Source organism: Paenalcaligenes hermetiae, assembly GCF_039543645.1.
Taxonomy (GTDB): domain Bacteria; phylum Pseudomonadota; class Gammaproteobacteria; order Burkholderiales; family Burkholderiaceae_B; genus Paenalcaligenes; species Paenalcaligenes hermetiae.
Window position 1 is genome coordinate 106,818 of the sequence record NZ_BAABKD010000001.1, and the last position, 23,221, is coordinate 130,038.

Genomic DNA, 23,221 nt, shown 5'->3' on the forward strand with positions numbered 1-23,221 from the left:
CAATCAACGCCCCCGAAGGGGCCTAAGTATTAACGGTAAACAGGCAAACGAGCCGTTAGCTCGTGTACGCGTTTACGCACGTTGGCTAAGTTTTCTTCGTCATTGGGGTTATCCAACACATCAGCAATCAAATGCGCCGTTAGCTCGCAATCGGCCTCGGTAAAACCACGTGTGGTCACCGCAGGGGTACCTAAACGAATGCCGCTGGTCACAAAAGGCGACTCGGGATCATTAGGAATCGCATTTTTATTGACAGTGATGTGTGCTTTGCCTAAAGCGTCTTCGGCTTGTTTACCAGTAAGACCTTTAGCACGTAGATCAACAAGCATGACGTGGCTTTGAGTACCACCCGATACGATGCGTAAGCCCCGCTCTACTAGAGTGCGAGCTAGTACATCGGCATTTTTTACTACCTGAGCCGCGTAGTCTTTGAAGCTGGGCTCGAGTGCCTCTTTGAAGGCAACGGCTTTACCTGCAATCACGTGCATCAAAGGACCGCCCTGAATGCCTGGGAAAATAGCAGAGTTAATGATTTTTTCATGCTCGGCTTTCATCATAATGACACCACCACGCGGGCCGCGTAAGGATTTATGCGTTGTGGACGTCACAAAGTCAGCATGTGGCACTGGGTTGGGGTATTGTCCACCCGCAACTAACCCTGCATAGTGGGCAATATCCACCATAAAGAGCGCGCCGTTTTCTTTGGCAATACGACCAAGACGCTCAAAATCAATGTGCAAAGAGTATGCCGACGCACCAGCGACAATTAATTTAGGCTTGTGTTCTTTAGTTAGGGCCTCGACCTGCTCGTAGTCAAGTACTTCGTTCTTGTCTAGACCATAAGAAATGAAGTTATACAGCTTACCCGACGCGTTCACAGGAGAACCATGCGTTAAATGCCCGCCTTCGGCTAGGCTCATACCTAAAACGGTATCACCGGGCTTTAATACCGCCATGTAAACGCCTTGGTTTGCCTGAGAGCCAGAGTTAGGCTGTACGTTAGCGGCTTCGGCACCAAACAGCTTTTTCAATCGATCAATGGCCAGCTGCTCCACAATATCAACAAACTCACAACCGCCGTAGTAACGACGACCTGGGTAGCCTTCGGCGTATTTGTTCGTCAGCTGCGAGCCTTGGGCCTGCATCACTGCAGGACTCGTGTAGTTTTCAGAGGCAATAAGTTCGATATGCTGCTCTTGGCGCACGTCTTCTTTTTGAATGGCGTCCCAGATTTCGGGGTCAACAATGTCTAGGGTATGAGAACGATCAAACATGAAAGATCCTAACTAAAAAAAGAGGGCAACTAAAGCCAGCATTTTACCGCTTTAGCGAGCTTTGAGCTGTAAAAACACGAGCCATATGCCGTATTTTATGCAAAAACTCGCTAAAACCACACTAAACCGCGTTTTTTTCACATGATAAATGAAAAAAACTAATTTTTATCTACGAGTAAACGCGGGTTTAAAGTGTAAGTTCCCGTGATCGAGGCTTGGCCCAAAATATGATCTTGGATAGCTTCCAGCACCTGAGCACCTGTAAACTTGCCTTTTAAGGGGACTTCGTCAATGGCTAAGGCATACACCGTAAACGTGTAACGATGCACTAAGGAATCATTCCACGGCGGACACGGCCCATCGTAACCGAAATAATCACCATTCATATCACGATCATGTGCGAACCAGTTAGTGAAATCATTCACCCCCTGACGCGTACCATCTAACGACAAGGGCCCTGCTTTACCACGCGGCGTTACCCCTTGCGCATAAGCCCCCTCGGCAATTTCTGTGGTATTTGCATCAATATCCACAAGCACCCAATGATAAAAATCCACACGGGGCAAGTCGGATGGGACCTCGCGATCCGGCTGATTGACATCGTCTGGCTGAGAGGGAACATCTTTATCCACACACAAAATCACAAACGACTTTGTGCCCTCTGGCACCTCAGACCAAGCCAAATGGGGATTCATATTATCAGCCAATGCGACTCGGTTTTGCGCATCGTATTTACCAAAGGCATAACGCGTTGGTATGGGCTGCTGATCTAAAAAAGAATCACTGCGTAATTTCATCGCTTGCTCCTTGTAGAAAATCAAGCCGTTTTAAGGGTTAATATGCACACGAGCAAAACGGCGTTTACCAACCTGAATCACATAGCTGCCCGCGGCCAGCTCTAAGCTACGATCTTCAATGCGCGTACCATCTACACGTACGCCGCCCTGAGTAATATTACGCTGAGCCTCGCTACCGGAAGAAACCAAGCCAGCTTCGCGCAAGACATGAATAATCCCCATCGGTGCGCCCGCTAACGTGACTTCGGGCATGTCTTCAGGCAGCGCGCCGTGCTTAAAGCGCGCCTCAAAACGCTGTAAGGCTTCTTCGGCATCCCGTTGGCTATGGAAGCGCGCCACAATCTCTTGGGCCAACGCGACCTTGGTGTCGCGCGGGTTAGCTCCCGCCGCTATGGCCTCTTTAAAGCCTTGGATTTCTGCCATGCTACGGAAAGACAACAACTCAAAATAGGTCCACATCAATGTATCCGAGATGGACATGATTTTTCCGAACATCGAGTCTGGGCTTTCGGTAACACCAATATAGTTACCTTTAGATTTGGACATTTTTTCTACGCCATCCAAACCCACAAGCAAGGGCATGGTTAAAATGCACTGCTGCTCTTGACCGTATTCTTTTTGTAGCTCACGCCCCACAAGCAAATTAAATTTTTGATCCGTACCACCTAGCTCTAAGTCCGCTTTCAGCTGTACCGAATCGTAACCCTGCAAAAGAGGATAGATAAACTCATGCACCGAAATGGGCGTGTTGGACTTAAAGCGCTTGGTAAAATCATCACGCTCCATCATGCGCGCAACGGTATAACGCGAAGCCAGTTGAATTAACCCACGCGAACCCAGCTGATCGAGCCAGGTTGAGTTATATAAAACTTGGGTTTTTGACTGATCTAAAATTAAATTGGCCTGATCGCAATAGGTTTGTGCGTTGGCTTTTACCTGCTCGGGGGTTAAAGGCGGACGTGTGGTATTACGGCCGCTGGGGTCCCCAATCGTAGAGGTAAAATCCCCGATCAAAAAGATCACCTGATGCCCCAAGTCTTGGAGCTGGCGCATTTTATTAAGCACCACCGTATGCCCCAAATGGATATCGGGTGCGGTAGGGTCTAAGCCCAATTTAATGCGTAGCGGCTCGCCGGTCGCATGGCTACGTGCCAACTTACGCGCGAACTCCGACTCTACAATGAGCTCATCGCAACCGCGCTTAACTAGCGCCAAATCGGCTTCTACAGCAGGGGTAATGGGTGCGTCTTGTTGTGACATAAATAGACCTGATGAAAACTTTATCGCAAAAGGGGTCGAAAAACTAGTGTAAATAAGCTAGCATAACGCTTGGACTTAAAATCTGCACGCAAAAAGCGTGTTGTCCAGCACTCGTATCAATCATATCAAAGCAATTTTGTGAGCCTTTAGCTCGCAAAACCTGCTTTTACCGTATTTTTTTGGCTAAAGGCTTAGATTGTAACCCTAAATTCACTTGGGTTATGGCTCTACCTCTACATCTCACAAGGTTTTGGTCTCATGCTTAACAAAGGGAATAACGGAACGCCTTCCTCCGCCCCCCAGCACGCCAGCCCCAAAAAAAGTAAATTCATTCAAAAGTCTCTGCTCGTCATTGCCTTTGGGCTCTTTGCGGGCGCCGGTGCAATTGCCGTCGTCCAGCCTCAAAATGAGCCGGTGGTTTATCAGGCCACCCAAGCGCTCGACTTACCCGCAGGAGTAACCCCACTGGGTTCTCTTTCTACAGAGCCTTTTATTCATGAAACCCGCATTCGTCGCGGTGACACTTTAGCTGGTTTGCTGCAACGCCTCCAGGTCGAGGCTCCCGGCTTACAGGCATTTTTAACCCATGATAAAAATGCCCGCTCTATTTACAAACTTTACCCTGGACGCGCCCTACAGGTTGCTTTAACCCCAGACAATGATTTGCTCTGGCTGCGCTATGTACACACCCCAGCGGACACCGAAAAAGGCGAAGCCGTATCTAAATGGCTAGAAGTTCGGCCCGATGGGCAAGGTAGCTATGTGGCTACTGAACAATCGCTTGCGGTGGAAACACATGTACAAATGGCCGAAGGAGTGATTACTTCTTCACTCTTTGGTGCAACCGATGCTGCTAACATCCCCGATGCCGTAGCGTTACAAATTCCAGAGATTCTCGGCTCCAAAGTTGACTTCATGAAAGACCTGCGTAAAAACGACCGCTTCCGTGTGATCTATGAAACTTATAGTCACCAAGGACAGCGTGTGGGCGCAGGCAAGATTTTAGCGCTGGAATTTGAAAACCAAGGCAAAACACACGAAGCGATGTGGTTTGCTCCCGATGGCGAGGGCGGTGGTTATTATGATTTTGCTGGCCAAAGCTCTCAGGGGGCATTTTTGCGTAATGCGTTGAAATTCACTCGCATTAGCTCCACCTTTGGCGGTCGTCGCCACCCTATTCATGGCAACTGGCGCAATCATAATGGGGTAGATTATGCCGCCCCGACGGGCACGCCCATTCACGCTACCGCCGATGGCGTTGTCAAATCGATTGGTAATCAGCGTGGCTACGGCAAAACCATTGAGCTTGAACATCACAGTGGTTACAGCACCTTATACGCCCACCAAAGCCGTTTTGCTCCCAACCTAAAAAAAGGTGACCGTGTTAGTCAAGGCCAGCTCATTGGCTATGTGGGTTCAACCGGTTGGGCGACGGGGCCACATCTTCATTACGAGTTCCGCATCAATAACAAACCGGTCGACCCTTTAGCGGTAGACCTTCCTGTTGCTAAAGTTCTTGATCCCAAACAGCGCGCGGCATTCGACACCGTCGCCGCCCAGTACAAGAACCAGTTTGCGGTACTCAAAGGCCTAAATGAGCCGCTCGTGGCCGCACTAGACGACTAATATGCTGTTTATCGGCATCATGTCTGGTACCAGCACAGATGGCGTGGATGCGGCCTTATGCCGTATCCATGCGTCTGACCAGCTGGAGGTAATCCATCACTACAGTGAGCCCTTTGATGCAGCGCTACGCGCTGAAATCCTACAACTGAATCAATCAGGGGTTGATGAGCTGCACCGTGCCGCGTTGGTTTCAAACCAGCTCGCTGATTATTATGCACATTGTACTCAACAACTTTTGCTGCACGCCCAAGTGCCCTCCTCGGCGATAACAGCAATTGGCGTGCATGGTCAAACTGTGCGTCACGCCCCACATCTCGGTTACACCATACAACTAAATGCCCCCGCCCGCCTAGCCGAATTAACAAAAATCCACGTTGTGGCAGATTTTCGGTCTAAAGACATTGCCGCAGGCGGTCAAGGCGCCCCTTTAGTACCTGTTTTTCATCAGGCGGTTTTTGGTGCCCCAACACCACGCGTTATTTTAAATCTGGGGGGGATAGCCAACATTAGTATTTTACGCCCGCAACACGCCCCAACTGGCTTTGATACGGGCCCAGCCAATGCTCTGATGGACGCGTGGATCCAAAAACATCAAGCCTGTCGTTTTGACCAAAATGGAGCGTGGGCGGCCCAAGGCACGCCCGACCCTACCCTACTGCAAACGCTATTGACAGAACCTTGGCTGGCCTTACCGCCGCCTAAATCCACGGGTCGCGATTTATTTAATCTTAGGTGGTTAGAATCCCATTTACAAGGGACAGCCCTAGCGCCAGTAGACGTACAAGCTACCCTTGCATGTTTTACCGCTACCACCGTAGCGCAAGCCATCCACCAGCATGCTGCGGATGCTACTGAAATTATTCTTTGTGGTGGGGGGGCCTACAACACCCATTTACGACAACAGCTGGTCACACAAATAAAAAAGCCCATCCGTTTAAGTGATGAGCTAGGCATCGGCGCACAGTGCGTCGAAGCAGCGGCCTTTGCGTGGTTAGCCTATGCGTATTGGCAGGATATCCCAGCAGGACAACCCAGCATTACAGGGGCTAACCACCCAAGTATTTTAGGCGCGTGGCATAAGGCCTGATTAAATCGTAAACGATGAACCACAACCACATGTGGTGGTCGCATTGGGGTTACGAATCACGAACTGAGCGCCCTCTAAATCGTCTTTGTAGTCGATCTCGGCACCCACTAGATACTGAAAGCTCATGGGGTCAATTAATAACTGCACCCCATTTTTATCAATGGTGGTGTCATCGTCATTCACGACTTCGTCAAAGGTAAACCCGTACTGAAAACCCGAGCAGCCCCCACCTTGGACAAAAACACGGAGTTTTAAATCAGGGTTACCCTCTTCGGTCAGTAGCTCACGGACTTTATCCACCGCGGCATCCGTAAAGACCAAAGGAGAAGGAGGTGCCTGAAGGTCAACCGTTTCGGTAAGGGTATTCATAAGAGATACTCCTGCAACAAATAAATAGTAAGTTTTATTTTAAGCCTAAATCGTCATTCGCACGAACCGCCTACTTTGATAGGTTGTGTTTGTAGGTCGCGCGCAACTGTTTGCCCTGATAAATACGCACTGTCACCGCTTGTATCGCTGTTTCAGTAGGAATAGATAATAAACCCGTGGTGCGTAAAAACCGGTCAAACTGGATCGTTAACGGTTTGGCAGCATCCTGTCCTGCGGGGTATAAAACCATATCTTTTTGTTGCGCCCCATCTGCTACATGGGCGATAAACTCAATATGACCATCAAAACGGTCTAAACCAGCAGGACGCTGTAATAATAATCTATAGTGTAATACATCCGCTTGGGCTTCGATATCTAAAGCCCTAATTTGTACCGTGCCTTTATCCGACACGGGTAGCAAATGCTCGTAAAAGGCCAACTGCTCTTGAAGCTGAGCTAACTGCTCCTGATGTTGCACCAAACGCTGTTCTAGGCTTTGCTGGGTGGAAATATCCAGTGCGTGCTGGGTTTCTAATGAAAGAATATGTTGCTGAGCTTGCTGCCAATCCTGCTGGACTTGCTGTAATTGATCGCGTAATGCACCGCTTTCAGCATCGTCCTTCCAGCCTAGAAGACCCACTCCCGTCGCACCGAGCAGGAGCCCAAAGATAAAGAAAAAAAAAGAAAATGGCTTCACAAGAAAAGTAAAAAAAGAGGCAGACGTCTTACTATTATGACGCCTTGCCCCTGATTTAGTTCCAATCAAATAGCAACAAGACTTAAGGCAAAATTGCCACGTGCTCCAGCCCTGTTTGCTCAGGCAGGTTAAACATCAAATTCATATTCTGTACGGCTTGACCAGATGCCCCCTTGACGAGGTTGTCTTGCGCCACCATCACAATAAGCTGATCATCGTGACGCTGCAAAGCAATGCGGATTTTATTTGAGGCGCGTACAGAGCGGGTTTCTGGTACAGCACCCGCTGGCATGACATCAACAAAGTACTCATTAGCGTAGAACTGTTCGTAAAGCGCCTGAAAGTCTGTACCCATGGCCTCTGGCAAAATACGTAAATACAACGTAGAGAACATGCCACGAATCATTGGCACCAAGTGCGGAACAAAGGTTAAGTGGACGTCTTTGCCCCCATTGAGTGCTTTTAACTGTGCAGAGATCTCTGGGTGGTGGCGATGCCCTGCTACCCCATAAGCTTTGAAGTTATCGCTGGCTTCGGAAAACAAGCTGCCTACAGCGGCTTTGCGCCCTGCGCCAGATACCCCAGATTTACAGTCAGCCACTACACGGGCCTCGACCAACGCTTTTTCAGGGCTCCAAAGCGGTGCGGTGCCCAATAAAACGGTAACGGGGTAGCAGCCCGGATTCCCCACGACACGAGCCTGCGCGATTTTTTCTCTATGGATTTCGACCAGTCCGTAAACCGACTCTTTTAAAATGTCAGGGCAAGCATGCGGCATTTTGTACCATTTTTCAAAGAGTGCGGTATCTTGCAGACGAAAATCCGCTGCTAAGTCAATGATTTTGACCCCTTTGTCTACAAGCTGTTGCGCTTCTTTCATGGCCACCCCATGAGGCGTGGCAAAAAACACTACATCACACTGATCCAAGGCCGCCTCGTCCGGTGTTTTAAACACCGCATCCACATGGCCGCGCAGGCTAGGGAACATATCTGCTACAGGCATACCGGACTCTTGGCGGGAAGTCACCGCCGTGATTTCAGCATGCGGGTGCTGAGCAAGTAAACGTAATAGTTCTACACCGGTGTAACCCGTGGCGCCAACAATACCAACTTTTATTTTTGTAGGCTGAGCAGATGTGGACATGGTTCCCCTTTTTATATGAGAAAAAATAAATCAATCATCTGTTTATGATATAGGATCTGTGATTTTTTTGGGGATTTCTCAGCATAGAGATCAAAAAACAAAACCCCGACCAGAGTCGGGGTTTTGTACATACACCAGCCAAAGCTGGCGCATACGCAAAAAATTAGCGCTTGCTGAACTGTTTGCGACGACGTGCTTTGTGGAAACCGACTTTTTTACGTTCGACTTCACGAGCATCACGCGTAACCAAACCAGCTTGTTTAAGTGTAGGTTTGAGCGTTTCGTCGAAATCAATCAAAGCACGGGTAATACCGTGACGTACAGCACCTGCCTGACCGCTTTCGCCGCCACCGTGTACGTTAACTTTGATATCAAAGTTTTCTAGTAGCCCAGTCAAAACCAAAGGCTGGCGCACAATCATGCGGCCGGTTTCGCGAGCAAAGTATTCGTCTACAGGTTTACCGTTTACAACAATAGCACCTGTACCCTTTTTGATAAAAACACGAGCCACCGAAGATTTGCGGCGCCCGGTACCGTAATTCCAATTACCGATCATGACCTGTCCTTAGATATCCAGGGGTTTAGGCTGTTGGGCCGCATGGGGATGTTCGGCGCCAGCATAAACCTTGAGTTTCTTGGCCATGGCGTAACCCAATGGGCCTTTGGGGAGCATACCTTTGACGGCTTTTTCTAAAGCACGACCAGGGAAACGCTGTTGCATGGTTTCGAAGTTGGTCTCTTTGATACCACCAACATAACCGGTATGACGGTAGTATTTTTTGTCTTGCATTTTATTGCCGGTAACGCGTAGTTCTGCTGCGTTAATCACAACAATATAATCACCCGTGTCAACGTGCGGAGTGTATTCAGGTTTGTGTTTACCACGTAGGCGGCGTGCAACTTCGCTGGCCACACGACCGAGGACTTTGTCCTTGGCATCAATCACAAACCACTCACGACGGACTTCATGGGGTTTGGCCACAAAGGTCTTCATGATAGGTTCCTAATAAAAAGGCATTACGCCATAAACAATCATATTTAATCTTGTTCGCCAAGACGTTATGATTCGCCCGTGCCAACACGATTAAAGAGTAAACACAAAATTTTAACACAAAAAAAACAAAAACAATAAAAAAACCCCCATTCCATAACGAATGGGGGTTTTTGACCACAAAGGGCTTATTTATTGCGGTTCGCCAGAGCGATACCTAAGTAGTTATCGTAAGAGCCTTCAGCAACACGGAACCATGGCACAAGCTCATCACGGAAGCTCATGTAGTTTTCGTAAATACGTTTAAAGCGCTCGTCTTTGTCGCAGAACTCTTTATATAGCTCGTTGGCAGCGGCAAAAGATGCATCCATAACATCGCGAGGGAAGGCTTTTAATACAGCACCACTTGCGATCAGACGACGCAATGCACCTGGACTTTGTGAGTCATAAACGGTAAGCATTTTGTCACCGGCAGCGCGAGAAGCCGTTTCTACTAAGGATTGATACGCCTTAGGTAGCTCGTTATAAGCATCGTTGTTTACATAGAGCGATACTTGAGCAGAGCCTTCCCACCAACCGGGGTAATAGTAATACTTAGCGACTTTTTGCAGGCCGAGCTTTTCATCGTCCACGGGACCAACGAACTCTACCGCATCCAATGTCCCTTTTTCTAGAGAGGGGTAAATATCCCCTGGTGGAACCTGCTGAGGCACCACACCCAGACGCGCTAAGACCTCGCCCGCAAAACCGGCCGTGCGCATTTTCAAGCCTTTTAGGTCTTCAATGGATTTGATTTCTTTACGATACCAACCACCCATCTGGGTACCCGTGTTACCAAATGGGAAGTTAACAATATTACGCGTAGCAAAAAGCTCGCGCATTAGCTTTAGCCCGTCTCCTTCGTGCATCCAAGCGTTCATTTGGCGTGAGTTTAAGCCAAACGGCACAGCGGTATCAAAACAGAAAGAAGGGTCTTTGCCGTAGAAGTAGTAAGAAGCGGTTTGACCGGCTTCTACTGTACGGTTTTCTACTGCGTCCATGACTTCGAAACCGGGAACAATTTCCCCAGCGGGATAAAGACGGATGGAGAAATTACCATCAGACGCCTCTTCGACCATTTTGACAAAAAGCTCAGCGGCAGAGTACAAAGCGGGCAAAGAAGGGCCATAAGTGGAAGTCATCTTCCAGCTGATTTTAGGTAGGCTTTCGGCAATAGCTGGCGCAGCTACCGCGGCAGAGCCTGCGACGGCGGTCAAGCCGGCTTTTTTAAGAAATGAACGACGCTGCATCGCGTAGATCCTCCGTGGCGTTCAAGTTAATAAATGACCGGAAATGACACGGCCGATCTTTGATCATACACCGTGCCAATATGATCTGTAACTAGGGTTTGCACAGGGTAATTAGGTTGTGCTATGAGCTAAATGTAACATCAGTTCCCCGCAACAGCCATCTGTCCAATCAAAATCGAACCGGTTTGTTTGCCACCGCGGATCAACTCGTCTGCCCCTACTGCAACCACTTGCTGGTACATTTGCGCCAAGTTGCCAGCAATAGTAATTTCCTCAACCGCATGCTGGATTTCCCCATTTTCAACCCAATAACCAAAAGCGCCACGAGAATAATCACCGGTGACGTAATTAACACCCTGTCCGATCAGTTCCGTCACATACAGCCCAGTTCCCATTTTTTTAAGCATGGCTGCTAAGTCATCCTGCGCTTGGGTATAGGACGATAGTAAACGCAAGTTATGGGCGCCTCCGGCATTACCCGTTGTTTTCATCCCAAGTTTACGCGCCGTATACGAAGACAGAAAATAACCATGGAGCTCCCCCTGGTCTACGATCACGCGGTCAGTAGTTTTTACCCCCTCGGAATCAAACGGCGCACTACCCAAACCAGCGACAACATGGGGACGCTCCACGATTTGGATGTGAGGAGCAAACACCGCTTTACCGAGTTGATCGAGCAAAAAAGAAGTCTTACGGTACAAAGCTCCCCCACTTGCCGCTCGGACAAAAGAGCCCAGTAACCCCGCTGCTAGCGAGGCATCAAAAAGCACCGGGTATTTACCCGTTTTAAGTCGTTTTGCCCCCAGTCGGGCCACGGTACGTGCAGCGGCGATACGCCCTACCGATTCCGGCGTATCCAACAAACGTGGCTTACGCGCTACAGTGTACCAATAGTCTCTTTGCATCCCTTGATCATTTTCGGCAATAGGCGTAGCTGAAATACTGTAACGACTATACGGGTAGCCACCTAAAAACCCATGGCTATTGGCCATCACAAAATGTCCCACATTAGTATCTACCGACGCCCCTTCGCTGTTGGTGATGAGCGGGCTAGCTTGCAACGCCGCTCGCTCTGCGCGCACAGCCAAGCGCGCGGCTAAGCCTGCATCAATCTGCCATGGGGTAAACAAAGATAAGTCTGGGTAGTCCAAAGCCAGATCCTCGGGGTCTGGTAAACCAGCCATCGGATCCTCGGCCGTGTAACGCGCAATATGCCAAGCCGCCGCTACGGTATCCTCGATAGCTTTAGGGGAAAAATCCGACGTCGACGCCGAACCACGCTTATTGCCAGCAAAAACCGTTACACTAAGGGAGCGATCTCGGGTTTGCTCCACCGTTTCCACCTCTTGGTGACGCACGGCCACAGATAGACCTTGGTTTTCAGCAATTTCCACGGCGGCATCAGAAGCCCCGAGTTGTTTTGCATACACCAAAACGTCTTCAGCGAGCTGACAAAAACGAGATTGGTTTTCAGATATGGGCAAAGAAGAAATAGAAGACTGGCTCATGGATACTCTTTAAAATAAAGCGGCATTCAATTTCCGCTGGTACTTATTTTTATTATGACCGAAAAATACTTAGAACCCGATGAAAATGGCTATTATGGCCCGAGCAAATCACAAGTAAAGCGTGATATGCATGCTCTACAAGAGTTGGGCAAACAACTCATCGAGTTATCAAATGAAAAACTTAATAAGCTTAACCTAAGTGAGACCTTACGGGTTGCCATCAAGGATGCGCAACGTATTACTGCACGTGAGGGCAAACGACGCCAATTACAATACGTGGGCAAGTTAATGCGCCATGAAGATGCTGATGCCATTCGACACCAGCTCGATATTTGGGAAAATGGCTCCAAAGAACAGGCTAAAGCCATGCACCGCATCGAAGCCTTGCGCGACTTGCTGTTACGCGATGATAAGGCGCTTACCCAATTTTTTGACGAATTCCCTTTGGCTGATCCTCAATCCTTTAGGACCACGGTACGTAGCGCACGCAAAGAGGCACAACAAAATGCCACCCTGCCCGAAAACAAAGCGCCCAGCCGTAAGCACTATCGTCAACTTTTTCAAACGATTAAAACCATTGTTGAACAAGCGGAGAAGGCATGAGTACCGAATTAGCATGTATTGAAATTACCACCTCAAATCAACCTGAGTTTTCTGTTATTTGGCTACATGGTTTAGGCGCTGACGGCAATGATTTTGCCCCTATTGTGCCCGAACTCAAGGTCGATGATATTCCTATCCGCTTTGTGTTTCCTCACGCCCCCATTATGCCTATCACGATCAACGGCGGCATGCCCATGCGCGCTTGGTATGATTTATACATGATGGACTTAGTACGCCACGAGGACGAAAAAGGCTTACGCGAGTCGCAACAGCTTGTACAAGCATTGATCGCCCGTGAAAACGCACGGGGTATCCCCACTGAGCGCATAGTACTGGCGGGTTTTTCACAAGGTTGTGCGATGACACTACAGACGGGCTTACGCCTTGAGGAAAAACTCGCTGGGATGGTGTGTTTATCGGGGTATCTTCCCTTGGCCGATAAGGTCGCTGCTGAGCGCCACGCTGCCAACCAAAACACGCCTATTTTTATGGCTCATGGGCAGCAGGATCCCGTGGTTCCATTAATACGTGCCGAAGAATCACGTCAGCGTCTTAACGAGCTAGGCTATGACATCGAATGGCATACCTACCCTATGCCGCACTCGGTGTGCGCCGAGGAGGTCAGCGCCATCTCCCAGTTTTTAAAGCGTGTTTTAGTCCGTGTAGACTAACTCGTTAAATCCAACCAAACTCGGCGCAAACCCGGATCATAAGGATCCACCTCGCTTTTAAAGCCGAGTTTGGCTAATAGCCCCAACATGCCATCATTGGTCGCCAATACATAACCATCTATGTAGCTCAATCGCTGTTGTTTGGCCTCTTGTATTAAGGCTCGCATCAGCTGCGTTCCCAATCCATAGCGCTGCCAGTCATCGGCAACAACCAACGCATATTCCGCCCCACGACCGTCGCTATTACGTAAATAATGCACAAAAGCAATGACTTGCTCCGTGCCCGCCTGCCCACTATCAATGGTTGCTATCAGGGCCAGCTCGCGATCATAATCAATGCGGGTATAACGCGCTAACATCGATGGGCTCAGCTCTTTCATCATTGACACAAAGCGCATATAACGGGACTCTGCCGATAAACCCCGCACAAAGTCTTGTAGGGGCTGCGCATCCTCGGGGCGAATTGGGCGTAAAACCCACGGCTGTCCATCATCAAAATGGTGATGCTGCACTAAATGACGAGGATACGGGTGAATGGCCATATGCGGGTAGCCGAGATTTTCTGGACTTAACCATGACACCTGCGGGTGCAGCTCAATTTTAATTTGCGAGCAATATAAACCACTAGGGCTAAGCCACAGCGGGTCAATCTGGATACTTTTGATCGCGGGCAATTCGCTGATGAGCTCGGAAATTTTTTCTAGGGTTTGCTGTAGCTGCGTAAAAATAGACTCGCCGGCGATATCGTGTAAACGTTCATACCAAATCGGCGCCCGCTCAATCAACAATCGAGCTAGATTTCGATTTAGAGGAGGCAGCTCCACGGCCGTGCGCTGACTAATAAAATCCAAATCCCCATAGGCGGCCCCAAACACCATAAACGGCCCATACTGGGCATCGGTATACATGTGAATACAGACCGGCGGCAGAGTGGGTACGGTATAGGGACTGGCTTGCGTTAATATCGGCACATGAAAGCACGCTAAAAGCTGGGCGCTGTCCATTTCATCCAGATGCCGCACTCCGTGTTCTTGTAACGACTGTACAAGCTGCCTAGCAGCCTCGATATTCGCTGGACGCCCCAGCGGATACGCTGGCAGAATTTGCTGAGCAAGCTGCTGGTTATAATGATACGAAGCCAAAATATTAAGGGCTTCCATGGCAGCATCAGCAGTGCGCAAAGCGGGGATCCCCGCCTGGTCCAAACGCTGTCGTAATGGGCGCATGGTTTTTTCCCCTAACAAGCAGCTGACCACCGGCTTATACTGCTTAAGACTGATGGAAATCAGTGCTTCGGTCACAGCCTCTAGGTCAGCATAAGGGTCTGGCGCAATGAGCACCAATACCCCGTCTACCTGCTTATCTTTAATCAACACTGGGATGACTTGCTCGACCACATCCACCGTGATCGGAGCATAACGAATAATGGGGTTTGTGATTTGGTCAGTTGTCAGGGTCACCGCAGCTAAAGCCGCTTGGGTTTCTGCACTTAATGGTGCTAAGTGAACGGTAGCATTATGGCGCATAATCGCTAATGCTAACTGGGCAATCCCATCACCATTGGCAATAATCGCAATGCGTGAACCTTTTAGCCGTCTTTTTAAGCTAAGGATTTTAACTGCAGCAAAAAGCTGCATCAGATAGCGAATCCGGATAGCGCCCACACGTCGCATTAACGCATTAAACACCTCTTCACGGGCTCGCAGCGCCACACTGTTATCCTGCCCCCCTGCTTTTAGCACAATAATAGGCTTTGTGGCCGCAGCAGCATACAGGGCGCTAGCAAAACGGCGTGATGTGGGATAACTATGTAAGTACAACACCAAACTATCGGTTTGTTTGTCCGTGGCTAAAAAATCCAACATATCCGCCAAATCAATATCGGTTTCTTCGCCAAGGTCCACCACGGTGGAAAACCCAACGTTGGCATCTTCAGCCCAATCTAACACCGCTGTAGTAACAGTGCGTGATTGCGAGATCAAAGCCACTTTACCTGTTTTGGGCCAACGTGGCTGAATACTGGCATTTAATGCTACAGGCGGTCGTATCAAACCCAAAGAGCGTGGCCCCAACACTTTGCAATGCTGCTGTTTAGCCCACGCGCCCAAATGCTTTTGCATCTCTGCACTATAGAGCTGACTACTTGGGTGGGTTAACAGCACCAAAAACCGCGGTTGATAGGGGCTTAGCTGGTTTAATACCTCGAGTAGCTGTTCGGCCGGCACACATATCACCCCCAAATCCACTCGCTCACTATGGATGGCCTTTAGTCCCTGTAGAGGTTTCCCTTGCCCTGCGGGCGCACATACCCGATATACGGCCGCGTTTTCATGAAAGCTCAAATGCTCCGCACAATCGGGACTACACACGGTCACTACCGTTTTCGGATCAAACAATGCGGCGAAACGATGTGTTAACACCATAACCATTCCCTTATCAAAGCAGTTAGTTCTGCGAGATTTGCCACAGTCTATTAAAATAAGACCATATCAATTCACCCTTAAGGTGGATTTTCTCTTCTTTTGGCTGCTATTAGATTTATGACTACTACTATTCGTACTCGTTTTGCTCCCTCGCCCACAGGCTTCCTGCACCTGGGCGGAGCTCGTACTGCTTTATTTTCGTGGGCTTTTGCCAAACACCACAATGGGGTATTTGTGCTACGTATCGAGGACACGGATCTTGAGCGCTCTACTCCTGAAGCTGTGCAAGCCATTTTACAGGGTATGGACTGGCTAGGCATGCATGCAGATGAAGGCCCCTTCTATCAAATGCAACGCACCGACCGTCACCGCGAAGTCATTGACCAGCTCCTAGAGAGCGGTCATGCCTATTATTGCTATAGCAGCCCCGAAGAGGTAGAGGCCATGCGCGAAAAAGCCCGCGCATTGGGTCAAAAACCCCGCTACGATGGCACATGGCGCCCAGAGCCCGGAAAAACCTTGCCCCCTATTCCTGCAGACCGCAAACCGGTTGTGCGGTTTAAAACCCCCAAAGACGGGGTCACAAGCTGGGATGATTTGGTAAAAGGGCGTATCACCATTGCCAACGAAGAGCTCGACGACCTGATTATTGCTCGCGCCGATGGCACCCCCACTTATAACTTTTGTGTTGTGGTCGATGACTGGGATATGGGCATCACCCATGTTATTCGTGGTGACGACCACGTCAACAACACCCCACGGCAAATCGTCATTCTCGAGGCCTTGGGCGCTCAGGTTCCCGTGTATGGTCATGTCCCCATGATCTTGGGCCCAGATGGTGAAAAACTCTCCAAGCGCCACGGGGCGGTCAATATTATGGATTATCATGAGCAAGGGTATTTACCTGAAGCCATGGTGAACTATCTGGCCCGCTTAGGCTGGAGCCATGGGGACGATGAAATTTTCTCCGTAGAGCAATTCATCGAATGGTTTGACACCAAAAGTCTCAGTAAATCGGCTTCGCAGTGGGATCCCAAAAAGCTCAATTGGGTCAATGCGCACTATATCAAACAGCGCAACAGCGCCGAGCTAGCCGACTTGGTTGCTCCCCGTATTGAAAAGCTAGGTGGTAGCCCCAACGCGGTCAATTTAACCGCTGTGATGGATCTGTTAAAAGGTCGTGCCGAGACCCTAAACGATCTTGCTCAGGGTGCCATGCTGTTTTGTGCGCCTTTTAGCCCCGCTAGCGCAGAGCTCCAAGCTGAGATTCTCACCGAGGATGCCAAAGCCATTTTGCGTGATTTTGCGCAACGCTTGACTGCTGTAGAAGATTGGCACACAGAGAACATCGCCGCTGTTATCAAAGAGACCTTGGCTGCCAATAATATTAAAATGCCAAAATTAGGTATCCCAGTACGTGTCGCGGTGACAGGGCAAAAACAAACCCCAGCGGTTGATGCTGTATTGGCACTGATTGGTAAAGAGGCCGTTTTAGCGCGTCTGCACCAGATCACGGCTTAATCGCGTCGTGGTGTTATAGGCGCTGAACACAGCGCCTATTTTTATTAAAAAGGTAACCGATAACCTTGTGAGGTACGCTCTGTGCTGTGCTCTATGCCATCGCTACCACGCAAACGTAGCTTGTCCGTGCTGCTATGACTAATCGCATACGTATTGGTGTAAATCGGATCGTCTGCATCAACCGGCACCCCATTTGATTCTAAAGTTTTTAACACCAACACATCACCGTCTCGCCACCAGCAACCGCTTTCGCTCAGCCCCTGTGATGGTTGACGCGGACGCTTAAGCTGTTCTGTATACAGCATGCGGCCATCGGCCTGCAGAGTAAATAAAGTACGCAGCTCACCCACCACCCCTTTTTGGCTCCGTTTGCTGAGCCAATTGCCCACCAAGGGATCCTCCGCGGCCACAGGCTGACAAACCTGCGTGGGATCCGTTTCAGGCGCTGGTGCAGGAGGAGGCGGAAACGAACCACACGCTGCCACCACGCCGCCAACTATGATTACACCTAAGCCTCGCAACATACGTAACGGCATCATACCCTGTCCTATTAAAAATCCATGAGAAAATCAAATTCTAACCTAGCCCTATAAAAAGTGGGGGACGGCATTAAAACAAAGGTAACTGCATTTGATTTTTGATTTCTTTAAGCGCCACAATCGTACGCGTCTGTCTCACACCAGGCAGATTGAAAAAAAACCGGTGCATAAAATCATCATAGCTTTCTGGGCTGGGAACCACAATCTTTAACAGAAAATCCGCATCCCCTGTTACCGCATAACAAGCCAGTATTTCTGGTGTGTCTTTTACGGCTTGAATAAATGTATCAACCATCGTTGCTGAATGCCGATCTAAACTAATCTGAGTAAACATGCAGCTTTGGAGCCCTACTTTATTTCTATCTACTGCAGCATGATAGCCAGTGATGACCTTTTGTTCTTCGAGCGCTTTAATACGCCGCCATACCGGTGCCGTTGACAACCCCACTTGATCGGCCACCTGCTGAGCCGAGGCACGACCATCTTTTTGCAAGCATTGCAAGATTTTTAAATTGATCGTATCCATATTCCCTCCTTTTTGAAATGTTTGTTTCGTTTTATAGGGATTTTACGCAATAACAACGCAAAAATAATCTACAGGTAAATCCTTATGATGAAAGCTATAGGAGTGGAGGTTTTCATCATGCAAAATAACATCAATCAAGACTATCAACTAAAAGACTCGATCACGGCGACCTCGGGGCGTATTTTTTTAACAGGCACCCAGGCATTAGTGCGCCTGTTACTGAGTCAGGCTCGTCGCGACCACGCCGAGGGGCGTCATACCGCTGGTTTTGTTTCGGGCTATCGTGGTTCGCCATTAGGTGGTGTAGACACCACCATGTGGCGTTTTAAAAAAGAATTAGATGCAGCACGCATTCGCTTTCAACCTGCGATTAACGAAGACTTAGCCGCCTCCATGATGATGGGCACCCAACAGCTTGACACCCACCCAGAAAAAAAAGTCGATGGTGTTTTTGGCATGTGGTATGGCAAAGGGCCTGGCGTGGATCGTGCTGGCGACGCTTTGCATCATGGGCATGCCGCGGGGGCAAGCCATCAGGGGGGCGTGCTCGTGGTCGTTGGCGATGACCATGTTGGAGTTTCCTCTTCCATTCCTCATAGTAGCGAACAGGCGCTGCGTCATTTGCGTATGCCCATTGTGCACCCTAGCTCCGTGGAGGAATACGAATATTTTGGCTTATGGGGCTGGGCTTTATCCCGTTACTCGGGGGCCTGGGTTGGTTTTAAAGCCATTACAGAAACTGTAGAAAGCGGACGCTCTGTGCCCATTTTAGAGGTGCCAACCTTTGATTTGGTGAACACCCCTTCTAAGTTTGCCCGTAGCTATAATGCTCGCGATTTTTTAACGCCCACCATTGAGCAACATATAGAAAATCGTTTACAAGCCGTACAAGAATTTGCGCGCCACTACCCTTTAGATAAACTACTTGATCCAGCACCCGATGCAAAAATCGGTGTTATCACCACCGGCAAAAGTACGCTGGACACCCTAGAAGCCATACAACAGCTACGCGCTCAGCATCAGCTACCCCCAATCCGGCATTATAAAGTGGGGCTGATGTGGCCTATGGTGCCTGATAGCCTCTATGCGTTTGCCCAAGGCTTGGACCATATTCTTGTTATCGAAGAAAAAGGCGATTTTATCGAAGCGCAAATCAAAAGTCTTCTCTTCGATCTACCAGAGCGGCCTACTATCCATGGCAAGCAGCTCGCCACAAATAAGCCACTTGTCCCCAGTTTTGGACAATTAAGTCCATCTATTGTTGAAAATGCTCTGGGTGAATGGCTTAACCATTATCAGCTGGTCCAATGGGATCATCAACTTCACTCGCATTGCCCTACCCCCACCGTTAAAGCTTTAGATCATTTTGGACTCAGCCGCCGCCCTTATTTTTGCTCTGGCTGCCCCCACAACAGCTCCACCAAAGTCCCAACGGGTAGCAAAGCCTTAGCAGGTGTGGGCTGTCATTACATGGCATCGTGGATGGATCGAGACACACAGGGGTTGACACAGATGGGGGGCGAGGGAACAGATTGGATAGGTGCCTCTGCTTTTATGGATCAAGCTCATATTTTCCAAAACATGGGTGAAGGCACCTATTTTCATTCTGGCTATCTGGCTATTCGCCAAGCCGTTGCCGCTAAAACCAATATCACCTATAAAATCCTCTTTAATGATGCGGTAGCCATGACGGGGGGCCAACCCGTAGATGGTCCTATCTCGGTACCACGGATTTGTCAGCAAGTGATCGGTGAGGGTGTCCAAAAAGTGGTCATCACCACAGATGAACCTAGCCGCTACAAGGGTGTGCCTTTGCCGGCTGGTGTTCACGTCTATCCACGCCAAGAGCTGGACCGCTTGCAGCGCGAGCTTCGTGAAATTCCAGGGGTAACCGTATTAATCCACGATCAAACCTGCGCTGCAGAAAAGCGTCGACGTCGCAAAAAAGGGGCGTACCCTGACCCTAAACGTCGTATCTATATTCACCCAGAGGTCTGTGAGGGTTGTGGTGACTGCGGTGTGCAATCCAACTGTTTATCTATTATCCCCTTAGAAACTGAACTCGGTCGTAAACGTGCAATTGACCAATCGAGCTGCAACAAAGACTACAGCTGTGTGGAAGGCTTTTGTCCCAGTTTTGTTTCCGTGCTAAATGCCGAGCCTAAAAAAGCCACTACCATGGACAGCCAGCATTTACATCATCATATCCAGCAAGCGCTTGAGCACGTGGCAGTGCCCACCATTGCTCCTGCTTCCTGTAACTTGATCGTTGCCGGTATTGGCGGCACAGGTGTGATTACGATTGGAGCCATTGTCGCGATGGCCGCCCACCTAGAGCAACGTGCGGCTTCGGTCTTAGATATGACAGGCTTAGCTCAAAAAGGCGGGACAGTGATTAGTCATGTCCGTTTATCCAAAGACCAACATCCGGCAGGTGTGGTACGCATTGATCAACAGCAAGCGGATGTGGCCGTTTTATGCGATAGTGTTGCTGCCAGCCATCCTGCAGCGTCCCAATGTATTGCCCCCAACAAAACGCAACTGTTTATCAATAGCTATTTAGCGCCCACCTCTGAATTTACACGGCAACCGGATGTGCAGCTCCCACGAAAAGCGCTCGTAGAGCAGCTCGTACAGCACGGCGGCGCCCAAAACAGCATCCATGTCGATGCCCACGACCTGGCACAACAACTATTTGGAGACAGCATTCTTTCTAATATGCTAATGCTTGGCATTGCTTGGCAACACGGCGCCATCCCTTTACAACTGGCAGCTATTGAGCGCGCCATTGAGCTAAATGGGGTTGCCGTACAAGCCAATCAACTTGCTTTTGATGTAGGGCGCTTATGGGTCGCTGCGCCAGAGCAAGTGCAACAGCTCCTCGCTCCAGCCCCTAGTCACACACAACGCCCGACCACCGTGGCTGAAGCTTTAGCCCTGTATGTACCACGTTTGCAAGCCTACCAGAATGCGGCCTACGCCCAACGTTTTCAAACGCTGATTGAGCGCTTGCAACAAGCCGAACAACGCCTGAACCCCACGTCAGAGACGCTTAGCTTACAAGCAGCACACAGCTTGTATAAGCTCATGGCTTACAAGGATGAATACGAGGTAGCACGCTTATACAGTGCTCCTTCTTTTAAACAGCAGCTCCAAGAGCAGTTTGAGGGAGATTTTCAATTGAACTTTCATATGGCTCCCCCTTGGATCAGCCGTTTAGGTAGTCACGGTCGCCCAGTTAAACGTCAGCTCGGGCAATGGGTACAAGCCCTATTCCCTGTTCTTGCCAAAGCCAAAGCTCTACGCGGTAGTTGGCTCGACCCCTTTGGCTACCAAGCTGAACGACGTTTAGAGCGCCAAGCACGCGATGTTTTTATGCAGCGCCTTGAGGACATCGCTCAACAACTTTCCACACATAACTTTGAGCAGTGTCTAACTTATGTACGTCATGCGCAAACCATTCGTGGTTTTGGCCCGATTAAACATGACGCACTCGTTCAATTACTCGAAAAATCCAAAAATGCTCCCTTTTCCCCCCAGTTAACCCAAGCTCCCGCTTAATCAATTAACTGACGTGAGCCCATAAGCGTAGGTATACTATATCTACGCTTTTTTATTTTATTAAAAAGGAGAACCAAGCATGACGGTTTCTGAACTACCCCCTGCCCAACCAGTAAAAACCGAACCGAACCCCGCCGGACACTGGCCTTACCCATACAGTAATGAAGACGAAGACTAACCATAGACACTTACAGCATGTTTAATGATATTTTGTACTTTATTGTGCATATCGGCTTATCACTGCTAGGTATTGCATTTATCTTCCGAGCCTGGCTATTTGCCGTCAGAATGCCTCCCTTTAACCCCTATTCACAAGCGGTTATTCAAGTCACAGACTGGGCTGTGCAACCTTTAAAAAAGCTCGTATCCCCTCGACGCTATCTGGATCTTCCTAGCTTGCTGGCTGCCTGGCTTTGTGCTGTAGTGTATTTGGTTGTGAGTTTGCTCCTTTTACATCAGTCTATTGTGGCTGCTTCTCAGCTTGTCGGCCTTGCGTTAGCTGGCGTGCTCACCGTGATTAAATGGGGGCTAAATACAGCATTGTGGTTGATATTGATCCAGGTGATTTTATCTTGGGTTAATCCCACTGCTCCTGCTATGCCTTTATTACAGGCACTGACGCGACCGATTATGGAACCCATACGTCGCCATCTTCCTGCTACGGGCGCTATCGATTTTTCTCCGCTGATTGTTTTACTCGTTTTACAAGTCGCCAATATGGTGGTGCAGCGGTTAAGCATGGCCCTAGGCGGGCTCTAAACCCGAATAAAAAAATCGCCCTTTACATAGGGCGATTTTTCATGGCAAATAAGAACGCGATTAAAGCGGCGTTACACGTGTCGGGCCGTTCCCGCTAAGCACTCTGACACGCTGGCCAGCCGTAAACATCACATCGGCCTCTTGGGCTATAGCGCGAGTTTCACCATTATCCATCTGCACTGTAATCTCTATGCCCTGACGTTTTTGCGTTTTATTCTCAATCGCATTTCCAGCAAGCCCACCAAGGATGGCACCGCCCATCGTAGCAAGAATATTACCGCGCCCACCGCCAATTGTGCTACCAGCCACCCCGCCCACAGCGGCACCGGACACCCCCCCAAACCCCGAGGGCTGCTCTGACTGAATCGTAACGTAGCGCACAGACTGTACCGTACCTAAGCGCACAATTTGCTCATTTTGTGCTTGACCATAGGTATACACTGAACCCGAAGCGGATTGATTCGCACAACCCGATACCAATACCGCACTAGCGACAGCCATACCTAACCACAGCATACGCCAACGCGATTTTTGTGTTTGTTCCATCATATAACAACTCCAGCGGGCCTTTAGGCC

At 49.4% G+C, this 23,221-nt stretch carries 21 protein-coding genes; 7 read left to right on the forward strand and 14 right to left on the reverse strand.

Features of this window, described 5'->3' with window-relative positions; genetic code table 11:
- Positions 1-29 precede the first annotated feature (29 nt).
- The 3 genes from glyA to tyrS form a co-directional block, all read right to left on the reverse strand.
- A complete protein-coding gene (glyA, locus tag ABD980_RS00505) occupies positions 30-1,274 on the reverse strand; it encodes a serine hydroxymethyltransferase (protein WP_260650072.1) in 1,245 nt (414 codons plus the stop codon).
- Positions 1,275-1,432: 158 nt separating this feature from the next.
- Positions 1,433-2,071, reverse strand: a complete 639-nt coding sequence (locus ABD980_RS00510; RefSeq protein ID WP_260650071.1) for a YbhB/YbcL family Raf kinase inhibitor-like protein — start codon at positions 2,069-2,071, stop codon at positions 1,433-1,435.
- 30 nt (positions 2,072-2,101) lie between these two features.
- Positions 2,102-3,331, reverse strand: coding sequence for a tyrosine--tRNA ligase (gene tyrS, locus ABD980_RS00515; protein ID WP_260650070.1), 1,230 nt, complete (start codon positions 3,329-3,331; stop codon positions 2,102-2,104).
- Positions 3,332-3,589: 258 nt separating this feature from the next.
- Here tyrS and ABD980_RS00520 point away from each other — a divergent pair, with 258 nt between their 5' ends.
- The gene (locus ABD980_RS00520; RefSeq protein WP_345368837.1) at positions 3,590-4,957 is read left to right on the forward strand and encodes a peptidoglycan DD-metalloendopeptidase family protein; all 1,368 of its coding nucleotides are present in this window, start codon (positions 3,590-3,592) and stop codon (positions 4,955-4,957) included.
- 1 nt (position 4,958) lies between these two features.
- Positions 4,959-6,044 (forward strand): anhydro-N-acetylmuramic acid kinase, encoded by a 1,086-nt coding sequence (locus ABD980_RS00525; protein WP_345368839.1) that lies wholly within the window; start codon positions 4,959-4,961, stop codon positions 6,042-6,044.
- Here ABD980_RS00525 and erpA read toward each other — a convergent pair whose 3' ends face one another.
- The 7 genes from erpA to pmbA form a co-directional block, all read right to left on the reverse strand.
- Complete coding sequence (erpA, locus tag ABD980_RS00530) at positions 6,045-6,413, reverse strand: iron-sulfur cluster insertion protein ErpA (protein WP_260650067.1); 369 nt, start codon at positions 6,411-6,413, stop codon at positions 6,045-6,047.
- A gap of 70 nt (positions 6,414-6,483) precedes the next feature.
- Positions 6,484-7,053 carry a DUF6776 family protein gene (locus ABD980_RS00535; RefSeq protein WP_345368841.1) on the reverse strand — a complete coding sequence of 190 codons (570 nt, stop codon included), beginning with the start codon at positions 7,051-7,053 and terminating at the stop codon, positions 6,484-6,486.
- A 139-nt stretch (positions 7,054-7,192) separates the two neighbouring features.
- A complete protein-coding gene (gene argC / locus ABD980_RS00540; protein WP_345368843.1) occupies positions 7,193-8,254 on the reverse strand; it encodes an N-acetyl-gamma-glutamyl-phosphate reductase in 1,062 nt (353 codons plus the stop codon).
- 163 nt (positions 8,255-8,417) lie between these two features.
- Positions 8,418-8,810, reverse strand: coding sequence for a 30S ribosomal protein S9 (gene rpsI, locus ABD980_RS00545; RefSeq protein ID WP_260650064.1), 393 nt, complete (start codon positions 8,808-8,810; stop codon positions 8,418-8,420).
- Between the two features lie 9 nt (positions 8,811-8,819).
- Positions 8,820-9,248: a 50S ribosomal protein L13 gene (gene rplM, locus ABD980_RS00550; protein WP_260650063.1), complete on the reverse strand. Its 429-nt coding sequence runs from the start codon at positions 9,246-9,248 to the stop codon at positions 8,820-8,822.
- 185 nt (positions 9,249-9,433) lie between these two features.
- Positions 9,434-10,534, reverse strand: a complete 1,101-nt coding sequence (locus ABD980_RS00555) for a TRAP transporter substrate-binding protein (RefSeq protein ID WP_260650062.1) — start codon at positions 10,532-10,534, stop codon at positions 9,434-9,436.
- A gap of 140 nt (positions 10,535-10,674) precedes the next feature.
- Positions 10,675-12,042, reverse strand: coding sequence for a metalloprotease PmbA (pmbA, locus tag ABD980_RS00560; protein ID WP_345368846.1), 1,368 nt, complete (start codon positions 12,040-12,042; stop codon positions 10,675-10,677).
- Between the two features lie 54 nt (positions 12,043-12,096).
- On the opposite strand from pmbA, the gene yjgA reads away from it, so the two are divergent.
- Together yjgA and ABD980_RS00570 are read left to right on the forward strand one after the other, a co-directional pair.
- Positions 12,097-12,645 (forward strand): ribosome biogenesis factor YjgA, encoded by a 549-nt coding sequence (gene yjgA, locus ABD980_RS00565; protein ID WP_260650060.1) that lies wholly within the window; start codon positions 12,097-12,099, stop codon positions 12,643-12,645.
- Complete coding sequence (locus tag ABD980_RS00570) at positions 12,642-13,316, forward strand: alpha/beta hydrolase (protein ID WP_260650059.1); 675 nt, start codon at positions 12,642-12,644, stop codon at positions 13,314-13,316. Before yjgA ends, ABD980_RS00570 begins: the two co-directional genes overlap by 4 nt.
- On the opposite strand, the gene ABD980_RS00575 is transcribed toward ABD980_RS00570, so the two are convergent.
- Positions 13,313-15,739, reverse strand: coding sequence for a bifunctional acetate--CoA ligase family protein/GNAT family N-acetyltransferase (locus ABD980_RS00575; RefSeq protein WP_345368849.1), 2,427 nt, complete (start codon positions 15,737-15,739; stop codon positions 13,313-13,315). The two genes, ABD980_RS00570 and ABD980_RS00575, sit on opposite strands and share 4 nt — an antisense overlap.
- 117 nt (positions 15,740-15,856) lie before the next feature.
- Between ABD980_RS00575 and gltX the strand changes: the two genes are divergently transcribed.
- Entirely contained in the window at positions 15,857-17,260 is a 1,404-nt protein-coding gene (gene gltX, locus ABD980_RS00580) for a glutamate--tRNA ligase (protein ID WP_345368851.1), read from the forward strand.
- A 44-nt stretch (positions 17,261-17,304) separates the two neighbouring features.
- On the opposite strand, the gene ABD980_RS00585 is transcribed toward gltX, so the two are convergent.
- Both ABD980_RS00585 and ABD980_RS00590 read right to left on the reverse strand, forming a co-directional pair.
- Positions 17,305-17,799, reverse strand: coding sequence for a hypothetical protein (locus ABD980_RS00585; RefSeq protein ID WP_345368853.1), 495 nt, complete (start codon positions 17,797-17,799; stop codon positions 17,305-17,307).
- 70 nt (positions 17,800-17,869) lie between these two features.
- Positions 17,870-18,325: an Lrp/AsnC family transcriptional regulator gene (locus ABD980_RS00590; RefSeq protein ID WP_300646718.1), complete on the reverse strand. Its 456-nt coding sequence runs from the start codon at positions 18,323-18,325 to the stop codon at positions 17,870-17,872.
- 117 nt (positions 18,326-18,442) lie between these two features.
- On the opposite strand from ABD980_RS00590, the gene ABD980_RS00595 reads away from it, so the two are divergent.
- On the forward strand, positions 18,443-21,886 hold the full coding sequence (locus ABD980_RS00595; protein ID WP_345368855.1) for an indolepyruvate ferredoxin oxidoreductase family protein: 3,444 nt from the start codon (positions 18,443-18,445) through the stop codon (positions 21,884-21,886).
- Positions 21,887-22,081: 195 nt separating this feature from the next.
- Entirely contained in the window at positions 22,082-22,645 is a 564-nt protein-coding gene (locus ABD980_RS00600) for a YggT family protein (protein ID WP_345368857.1), read from the forward strand.
- Between the two features lie 60 nt (positions 22,646-22,705).
- Here the strand turns inward: ABD980_RS00600 and ABD980_RS00605 are convergent, their stop codons facing one another.
- Positions 22,706-23,161 carry an outer membrane lipoprotein gene (locus ABD980_RS00605; protein WP_377536191.1) on the reverse strand — a complete coding sequence of 152 codons (456 nt, stop codon included), beginning with the start codon at positions 23,159-23,161 and terminating at the stop codon, positions 22,706-22,708.
- Positions 23,162-23,221: the final 60 nt, after the last annotated feature.

Coding starts and splice junctions, on each gene's coding strand:
- glyA (WP_260650072.1), bottom strand. CDS start 1,274: ATGTTTGATCGTTCTCATACCCTAGACATTGTTGACCCCGAAATCTGG.
- ABD980_RS00510 (WP_260650071.1), bottom strand. CDS start 2,071: ATGAAATTACGCAGTGATTCTTTTTTAGATCAGCAGCCCATACCAACG.
- tyrS (WP_260650070.1), bottom strand. CDS start 3,331: ATGTCACAACAAGACGCACCCATTACCCCTGCTGTAGAAGCCGATTTG.
- ABD980_RS00520 (WP_345368837.1), top strand. CDS start 3,590: ATGCTTAACAAAGGGAATAACGGAACGCCTTCCTCCGCCCCCCAGCAC.
- ABD980_RS00525 (WP_345368839.1), top strand. CDS start 4,959: ATGCTGTTTATCGGCATCATGTCTGGTACCAGCACAGATGGCGTGGAT.
- erpA (WP_260650067.1), bottom strand. CDS start 6,413: ATGAATACCCTTACCGAAACGGTTGACCTTCAGGCACCTCCTTCTCCT.
- argC (WP_345368843.1), bottom strand. CDS start 8,254: ATGTCCACATCTGCTCAGCCTACAAAAATAAAAGTTGGTATTGTTGGC.
- rpsI (WP_260650064.1), bottom strand. CDS start 8,810: ATGATCGGTAATTGGAATTACGGTACCGGGCGCCGCAAATCTTCGGTG.
- rplM (WP_260650063.1), bottom strand. CDS start 9,248: ATGAAGACCTTTGTGGCCAAACCCCATGAAGTCCGTCGTGAGTGGTTT.
- ABD980_RS00555 (WP_260650062.1), bottom strand. CDS start 10,534: ATGCAGCGTCGTTCATTTCTTAAAAAAGCCGGCTTGACCGCCGTCGCA.
- pmbA (WP_345368846.1), bottom strand. CDS start 12,042: ATGAGCCAGTCTTCTATTTCTTCTTTGCCCATATCTGAAAACCAATCT.
- yjgA (WP_260650060.1), top strand. CDS start 12,097: ATGACCGAAAAATACTTAGAACCCGATGAAAATGGCTATTATGGCCCG.
- ABD980_RS00570 (WP_260650059.1), top strand. CDS start 12,642: ATGAGTACCGAATTAGCATGTATTGAAATTACCACCTCAAATCAACCT.
- ABD980_RS00575 (WP_345368849.1), bottom strand. CDS start 15,739: ATGGTGTTAACACATCGTTTCGCCGCATTGTTTGATCCGAAAACGGTA.
- gltX (WP_345368851.1), top strand. CDS start 15,857: ATGACTACTACTATTCGTACTCGTTTTGCTCCCTCGCCCACAGGCTTC.
- ABD980_RS00585 (WP_345368853.1), bottom strand. CDS start 17,799: ATGATGCCGTTACGTATGTTGCGAGGCTTAGGTGTAATCATAGTTGGC.
- ABD980_RS00590 (WP_300646718.1), bottom strand. CDS start 18,325: ATGGATACGATCAATTTAAAAATCTTGCAATGCTTGCAAAAAGATGGT.
- ABD980_RS00595 (WP_345368855.1), top strand. CDS start 18,443: ATGCAAAATAACATCAATCAAGACTATCAACTAAAAGACTCGATCACG.
- ABD980_RS00600 (WP_345368857.1), top strand. CDS start 22,082: ATGTTTAATGATATTTTGTACTTTATTGTGCATATCGGCTTATCACTG.
- ABD980_RS00605 (WP_377536191.1), bottom strand. CDS start 23,161: ATGCTGTGGTTAGGTATGGCTGTCGCTAGTGCGGTATTGGTATCGGGT.